Source organism: Roseateles sp. P5_E1, assembly GCF_054049335.1.
The window spans coordinates 1-525 of record NZ_JBFUMN010000464.1 but is presented as its reverse complement, the minus strand read 5'-3'; the positions used below and the strand labels follow the sequence as shown (position 1 = coordinate 525).

General features: G+C 70.7%; 1 protein-coding gene. It reads right to left on the bottom strand.

Annotated elements, in window-relative coordinates:
• On the bottom strand, positions 1-525 hold a 525-nt coding region (locus ACXJKJ_RS32115), incomplete at both ends, for an autotransporter outer membrane beta-barrel domain-containing protein (RefSeq protein WP_457395795.1).

Sequence of the window (525 nt, the reverse complement as noted above, 5' to 3'; positions counted from 1 at the left end):
GCCCGAACAGACCGCCCGAGCGCGCCGGCTGCAGGCCGGCCAGCGGCGCCCAGGCGTCCACGCCGACGAAGCTGGCGTCCTGGGTCAGGCCATCACTGGACAGCAACTGCTGCCATTCGGCATAACCGCGCAGCGACCAGCGGCCCCACTGGCGTTCGGCGCGGACGCCGGCCAGTGCCTGGCTGCGCGTGCTCAGGTTGCCTTCGGTACGCAGGCCGAAGCCCAGGCCCCCCTGCTCGGTGAAGCGGTCGCTGTCCACGCGCGAGTAATCCGCGCCCAGGTATGGCGTCAGCGACGCACGGTCGCCGCCAAAGCGATAGCCGGTTTCCACGCTGGCCGCGCTGAAACTGCCGCCATAACGGGCGTTGACGCCGTACTGACCGGCCCCCAGCAGCAGTTGGCGATCGATTTCGCGAGTGAACTGACCGGCACCCACCTGGCCCAGCGCGTAGGCGCGGCCGGCGTTCCAACCGGCGTACAGCTGCGCCTGCGACTGGCGATCGCGGCCACGATCACTGCCCCAGT